Raw genomic sequence first — 5,765 nt, forward strand, 5'->3', positions numbered from 1 at the left:
ACCAAGACCCCCGCGGCACCCCCGCCCTCGCACCCGGCGGTCTCCGGCCCGAAGAAGGGCGTCGCCGCCTGGAGCGCTCCCGGCTTCGACGCGGCGCTGACCGCCTCCAAGGCGTCCTGGTACTACGACTGGTCGCCGAGCCGCATGGACCACATCGGGAGCGCGGGACCGGAGTTCGTACCGATGATCTGGGGCGCCAAGAACGCCGACTCCGCGACCCTGGCCACCGCCAAGTCGCAGGGCTCCGTCCTGCTCGGCTTCAACGAGCCGGACATGTCCGCGCAGTCGAACATGACCGTCGAGCAGGCCCTGGACCTGTGGCCCAAGCTCCAGGCGACCGGCCTGCGGATGGGCAGCCCGGCGGTCGCCTACGGCGCCGCGACGCCCGGCGGCTGGCTCGACCGCTTCATGGCCGGCGCCGCCGCGCGCGGCTACCGCGTCGACTTCATCACCGTGCACTGGTACGGCTCGGACTTCCGCCCGGGCCCCGCGACCGACCAGCTGCGCACCTATCTCCAATCCATCCACGACCGCTACCACCTGCCGATCTGGGTCACGGAGTACGCGCTCATCTCCTTCTCCGGCGGCGGCTCCCAATACCCCGCCCCCGACCAGCAGGCGGCCTTCGTGACCGATTCCGCGGCGATGCTCGATTCGCTGCCGTACGTCGAGCGCTACGCGTGGTTCGGCCTGGCGGCATCCGGGTCCCAGACAGGCACCGCGCTGTTCCAGAACGGCGGCCCGACACCGATGGGAGTGGCTTATGAAGGATCCTGAGAAGCGGCTTCGATGGTTGCTGCCGCTGACCGTCGCAATGTTCTGTGTCATGGCGGTTGCCGGCTGTTCGAGCTCATCGCCGTCGTCGCCGTTCGCGGCATCCACGTCGGCCAACGGGACCTCTACCTCGGCCGGCTCGACAGCCGCTCAGCAGACGCAGACGTCGACGCAGACGCAGACACCGACGTCAGGACCATCCGCCTCTGCTCCGTCTTCCTCTTCCGCAGGCGCGTCCAGCACCTCACCGTCCGCCACCACCGGATCGCGCAGCACCACCCCGTCTCCCCGCACGTCAGCCGCCTCCTCGTCCACCGCCCCCGCGACAACAACCGCGGCAGGTCCTCGAACCCTGACCATGGTCAACAAACTCAACCAGACCATCTGGCCCGCAGTAGCCGCCGACCCCAAGCACCCCGTCGCCGCCACTGGCTGGGTCCTGGCGCCCGGAGCCAGCGTCACCATCAGCATCCCCGACCACTGGGACGTCCGCGTCTGGGCGCGCGCCAGCTGCACGTTCAACGCCGCCGGGACCGGCCACTGCCTGTCAGGGGACTGCCAGGGCAAGTTCCAGTGCGGCAGCACGTGGGGCGAGTTCCCGTCCACCCTCGCCGAGTTCAACCTGAACGCCTGGCAGGGCATGGACTTCTACGACGTCAGCCTCGTCGAGGGCAACAACCTGCCGATGTACATCAACCAGTCCGGCGGTCGCGGCGCGGACCCGATGAGCCCGGACGGCTGCACCAAGGCCGGCTGCACGCGGGACGCCAGCGCGTCGTGCCCCTCGGTGCTCCAGGTGGTGCGCGGCGGGGCGGTCACCGCGTGCCGGAGCTCGTGCCTGGCCCTCGGCGGCGACCAGATGTGCTGTCTCGGCCAGTGGTCGAGCCGGGCCGCGTGCGACCCGACCAAGTGGCCCGTCGATTCCGCGGCGGTGTTCAAGAAGGCCGAGCCGTTCGCGTACTCCTACGTGAACGACGACGCCACCAGTGTCCTGACATGCACGGGGGAGTGCAGCTATCGCATAACTTGGGGAGTGAGCCCATGACCGGCCACCGCGACGGACGTCGCAAGTACCAACCGATCGTCGCCGGCGGCTTGGCGGCCGTGGCGGCCCTGGGCCTCGTGCTCTGGCTCGCCGGCGTCGGATCCAGCAAGAGCGGCAGTGTTCAGGCCGGGCAGTCCGTGTCCACGACACAGCAGAGCACCACCGGATCGACGCTTCCGACGCAGACGCAGAGCGCGCCCGGTTCGTCTTCGGCATCGTCTTCGTCCGCGTCGGCGACGTCGGCCAGCTCTTCGGCGCACGTGAGCACGAGCACGAGCCGGAGCGCAAGCGCCACATCGGGCTCGTCGTCGTCGGCCACGACCCCGGCCGGCACCACGACGCAGTCGGCGTCCAACCCGACCTCGGTCACCCGCCCCGCCGGCGGGCACCTGATCACCATCGTCAACGCCGTCAACCAGACCATCTGGGCCACCACGAACCCCAACGCCCAGCACCCGATTCCGCAGACCAACTGGCGCCTCGACCCGGGCCAGAGCGTCACGTTCGCGGTGCCGCAGGGCTGGGGCGGCCGGGTGTGGGGAAAGACTGGTTGCTCCGGCGGCCACTGCCTGAGCGGCGACAACCCGCCGGCCACCCTCGCCGAGCTGACCCTCGACTCGTTCGACGGCATGGACTTCTACGACGTCAGCCTCGTCGACGGCTCGAACCTCCCGATGTACATCAACACCAGCCACCGCGTCGGCCCGGACCCGGTCTCGTCCACCGGCTGCTACCAGGGCGCCTGCACCAAGCCGATCGTCTGCCCGGGCCCGATGCAGGTGAAGGCGGCCGGCCAGGTCGTGGCGTGCACGACCCCCTGCACGGCGTTCGGCGGCGACGCGTACTGCTGCCGCGGCGCGTGGTCGGGACGGGAGAACTGCCTCCCGGCGAAGTGGCCCGTCGACTACGCGAAGCTGGTTTATAAGGATGCTGAGCCCTACGCGTACTCCTATGCCTTCGACGACTCGGCGACCATGTCCTGCAAGGGCGATTGCGACTACCGGATCGTGTTCGGGGTGACGCCCGGCGCCGGATGAGTCAGGGCCAGGAGATAGGTGCTCAGATCGAGCAGGACATCGCGGCACGAGCTCCGTTCCCGGGCGTCGCAGAGTACGACCGGGACTGAGCTCGGCAGGTCCATCGCCGCGCACAATTCCTCGACCGCGTAGAGCGGAGCGTCGGGGAAGCAGTTCGCTGCGACGACGAACGGGACGCCGCGGTCCTCCAACCGTTCCAGGACGTCGAAGCTCTCCTCCAGGCGCCGGACGTCGACCAGCACTATCGCGCCGAGCGCGCCCTCGACCAGGCCGTCCCACAGGAACCAGAAGCGTTCCTGGCCGGGGGTGCCGAACAGGTAGAGGACCACGCGTTCGTCGAGGCTGATGCGGCCGAAGTCCATGGCCACGGTCGTGGTGGTCTTCGTCGGCGGCGCGCCTGCCGGTGCGGGCCCTGACATGGGCTCCTCGGTGGTCAGCGGGGCGATGTCGCTCACCGAGGTGACGAAGGTGGTCTTGCCGACGCCGAGCGGTCCGACCACCGCGATCTTCAGGGCGACCGTGGTGGTCGTGGGCAGGCCGGGCTCCAGGCCTGGCTCCTCGGAGACGTTGGTGGTTTCAGGAGCGTCGGTGGTGTCGGTCTTGTCGGCTGCGTCAGTAGCGTCCGAGACGTCAGCAGCGTGCGAGACATCCGCGGCGTCGGCAGCGGGGGCGCGGTTAGAGGCGCCGGAGGCCATTGATCACCTGCTCGAGCAGTTCGTGGTCGATGGCGGCGGGCCGGACCGGCCGCCGCTGGACGGCCAGCCCGGCCGTGAGGAGGTCGTCGACGAGCACGGCGGTGGCGCTGAAGGGCAGGCGCAGGTGGGCCGAGAGCTCGGCGACGGACAGCGGACGGCGGCACAGGCGCATGATCGTGGCCTGCTCCGGCGGCAGGCCCGGCGGCGCGGCGTCGGTGGCCACGATCAGCGTGACCAGGTCGAGGTCGGCGCCCGGGGCCGAGCGGCCGTTCGTGATGACGTAGACGCGCTCCAGGCGTGCGCGGCGGTGGGGCGTGGCGGCCGAGGGCTCCGCGGCGGTCGCCGGTGCCGGTGACTCCGGCGCGCCGTCCTCGGCCGCGTCGCTCGCGGCGTGCCGGGGCACCGCGGGCCTGGGGGGCGGCCGGAACGGCCCGGACTGCGGCCAGGACGTCCGGGGCGGCGGCGATCCGTTGCTCACAGGGTTACCGGCCCTCCTCGGCGCGCCGGACTCGCCAGGTGCTCGCCGATGCGGACCACGAGATCGCGCATCTGCCGTCCCATCAGCCCCGAGTCCACCCCCTCGTCGGCCACCACGGCCAGGAACGCGCCGTCGCCGGCGGCCATCAGGTAGAAGAAGCCGCCGCCGACCTCGATCACGATCATCCGGGTGCGCTGGTCCGCGCCGGGGAACAGCTCGGCCACCGCCCCCGACAGGCTCTGCAGGCCGGCGCAGACCGCGGCGAGGCGGTCCGCCACGGCTTCGTCGACGGCGTAGTGCGCCAGGCGCAGGCCGTCCGCGCTGAGCACCAGCGCGTGGCGGGCTCCCGGGACGTCCTCAACGAGGCCTTTGAGGAGCCAGTCCATCTGCACGCCGGGTCGGGTCACGACGCCGCACCTCGCTGTCCGTCGTCGTTTCGGGGGTCGGGGTCGCTGTCTTCGTGTGCTGATTCGTGCCTTGATTCGTGCTCTGATTCAGGGGCGTGCCCGTCGCCGCGGAAGGCGTCCAGCCACTGTCCGGGGACGGGGGTTCCGTTGCGGGTGTCACGCGGTGCCGTCGTAGGCGTCATCGGTGTCATCGGCGTCATCGGTGTCATCGTCGGCGGACGGCGGCGTCGTTGCGGGAGCCCGCCGGGCCGGCCGTCGTACGTACCGTTGGCACGTGGAGTCGGTTCGTCGGGGGAGCGCGGATCCGGGGGAACCGGCCCGCCGGCCGACTTCCCGGGGTGCTCCAACACGAGCTCCTTCGGCACCACCAGCTGGGCCTTGACCCCGCCCGCCGCCGAGGGCCGCACGGTGGCCTGGAACCCGACGGTGCGCGCGAGGCGGCCGATCACCGCCAGGCCGAGCCTCGGGGAGCCGCCGACGTCGGCCAGGTCCAGCCCAGGCGAGCCGGGGTCCGCCAGGACGCGTGCGACGTGCTCGGCGGCCTGCGGCGCCATGCCCACCCCGGCGTCGACGACCTCGATCACGACGCCGGTGGCGGTGCGGCGGGCGGTGAGGATGACGCGGGAATCAGGGGGCGAATAGCGGGTGGCGTTGTCGAGGAGTTCGGCCAGGGCGTGCACGACCGCTTCCACGACCGTGCCGGCCAGCTCGACTTCCGGGGCCGCCGCTAGTTCGACCCGGCGGTAGTCGACGATCCGGGACATCGCGCCGCGCAGGACGCTGAAGACCGGGACCGGTTCGCTCCACTGGCGTCCCGGGCGCTCGCCGGCCAGGACCACGAGGCTGTCGGCGAAGCGGCCGATCAGGGCCGTGCCGTGGTCCAGGCGCATCAGGTCGGCGAAGACGGCCGGGTCGCTGCCGTGGCGTTCCTCCATTTCGCCGAGGTCGCCGAGCTGGCGGTGGACGATCGCCTGGACCCGGCGGCCGATGTTCACGAAGGCGCGCTCGGTGAAGTCGGGGCCGTTGGCGGTCGGTTCGCGGGCTTGGTCGCGGTTGCATTCCTGGTCTCTGGATTGCGTTTGCGCTTGTGTCTGCTCGGCCCGGCTGCCTCCGCCGTTGCTGCTGTCGCTGCCACTGCTGCCGCCGTTGCCGCTCCTGGGCTCGCGCAATCGACCGCTGTGCGCCTGCCGCCACCGAGCGTTCTCGGCCTCGGCTTCGTCGCAGCGCAGCCGCAGTGTCGCCTCGCGCCGTCGTGCTATCAGCACCATGACGCCCCAGCCGGCCACAGCCCCGCAGAACGCGAGCGTAGTCCCCATCGCCGTCCCCACC

Annotated in this window: 8 protein-coding genes; 3 read left to right on the forward strand and 5 right to left on the reverse strand. The window is 71.3% G+C overall.

The window, feature by feature from the left end; all coding sequences use genetic code 11:
- Nucleotides 1–777 (forward strand): glycoside hydrolase family protein (locus GWK61_RS52125; protein WP_194921653.1); only part of this gene is annotated, 777 nt, incomplete at its 5' end.
- A gap of 147 nt (nucleotides 778–924) precedes the next feature.
- On the opposite strand, the gene GWK61_RS52130 is transcribed toward GWK61_RS52125, so the two are convergent.
- On the reverse strand, nucleotides 925–1,134 hold the full coding sequence (locus GWK61_RS52130; RefSeq protein ID WP_194921656.1) for a hypothetical protein: 210 nt from the start codon (nucleotides 1,132–1,134) through the stop codon (nucleotides 925–927).
- Here GWK61_RS52130 and GWK61_RS52135 point away from each other — a divergent pair.
- Both GWK61_RS52135 and GWK61_RS52140 read left to right on the forward strand, forming a co-directional pair.
- On the forward strand, nucleotides 1,133–1,819 hold the full coding sequence (locus tag GWK61_RS52135) for a thaumatin family protein (protein ID WP_194921657.1): 687 nt from the start codon (nucleotides 1,133–1,135) through the stop codon (nucleotides 1,817–1,819). The genes GWK61_RS52130 and GWK61_RS52135 overlap by 2 nt on opposite strands.
- Complete coding sequence (locus tag GWK61_RS52140) at nucleotides 1,816–2,856, forward strand: thaumatin family protein (RefSeq protein ID WP_194921659.1); 1,041 nt, start codon at nucleotides 1,816–1,818, stop codon at nucleotides 2,854–2,856. The genes GWK61_RS52135 and GWK61_RS52140 overlap by 4 nt, the downstream gene beginning before the upstream one ends.
- Here the strand turns inward: GWK61_RS52140 and GWK61_RS52145 are convergent.
- From GWK61_RS52145 to GWK61_RS52160, 4 genes are all read right to left on the reverse strand, one after another.
- A complete protein-coding gene (locus GWK61_RS52145; RefSeq protein WP_194921661.1) occupies nucleotides 2,817–3,551 on the reverse strand; it encodes a GTP-binding protein in 735 nt (244 codons plus the stop codon). The genes GWK61_RS52140 and GWK61_RS52145 overlap by 40 nt on opposite strands.
- Entirely contained in the window at nucleotides 3,532–4,029 is a 498-nt protein-coding gene (locus GWK61_RS60380) for a DUF742 domain-containing protein (protein WP_323748171.1), read from the reverse strand. Before GWK61_RS60380 ends, GWK61_RS52145 begins: the two co-directional genes overlap by 20 nt.
- Entirely contained in the window at nucleotides 4,026–4,415 is a 390-nt protein-coding gene (locus tag GWK61_RS52155) for a roadblock/LC7 domain-containing protein (RefSeq protein ID WP_194921668.1), read from the reverse strand. Before GWK61_RS52155 ends, GWK61_RS60380 begins: the two co-directional genes overlap by 4 nt.
- A 17-nt stretch (nucleotides 4,416–4,432) precedes the next feature.
- A partial coding sequence (locus GWK61_RS52160; protein WP_194921663.1) for a sensor histidine kinase occupies nucleotides 4,433–5,765 on the reverse strand: 1,333 nt, incomplete at its 5' end.

Source organism: Catenulispora rubra (genome assembly GCF_015356825.1).
Classification (GTDB): domain Bacteria; phylum Actinomycetota; class Actinomycetes; order Streptomycetales; family Catenulisporaceae; genus Catenulispora; species Catenulispora rubra.

Bases quoted from the DNA above. Each gene is read 5' to 3' on its own strand.
- GWK61_RS52155 (WP_194921668.1), bottom strand. From the start codon at position 4,415: ATGGACTGGCTCCTCAAAGGCCTCGTTGAGGACGTCCCGGGAGCCCGC.
- GWK61_RS52135 (WP_194921657.1), top strand. From the start codon at position 1,133: ATGGTCAACAAACTCAACCAGACCATCTGGCCCGCAGTAGCCGCCGAC.
- GWK61_RS52145 (WP_194921661.1), bottom strand. From the start codon at position 3,551: ATGGCCTCCGGCGCCTCTAACCGCGCCCCCGCTGCCGACGCCGCGGAT.
- GWK61_RS52140 (WP_194921659.1), top strand. From the start codon at position 1,816: ATGACCGGCCACCGCGACGGACGTCGCAAGTACCAACCGATCGTCGCC.
- GWK61_RS52130 (WP_194921656.1), bottom strand. From the start codon at position 1,134: ATGGTCAGGGTTCGAGGACCTGCCGCGGTTGTTGTCGCGGGGGCGGTG.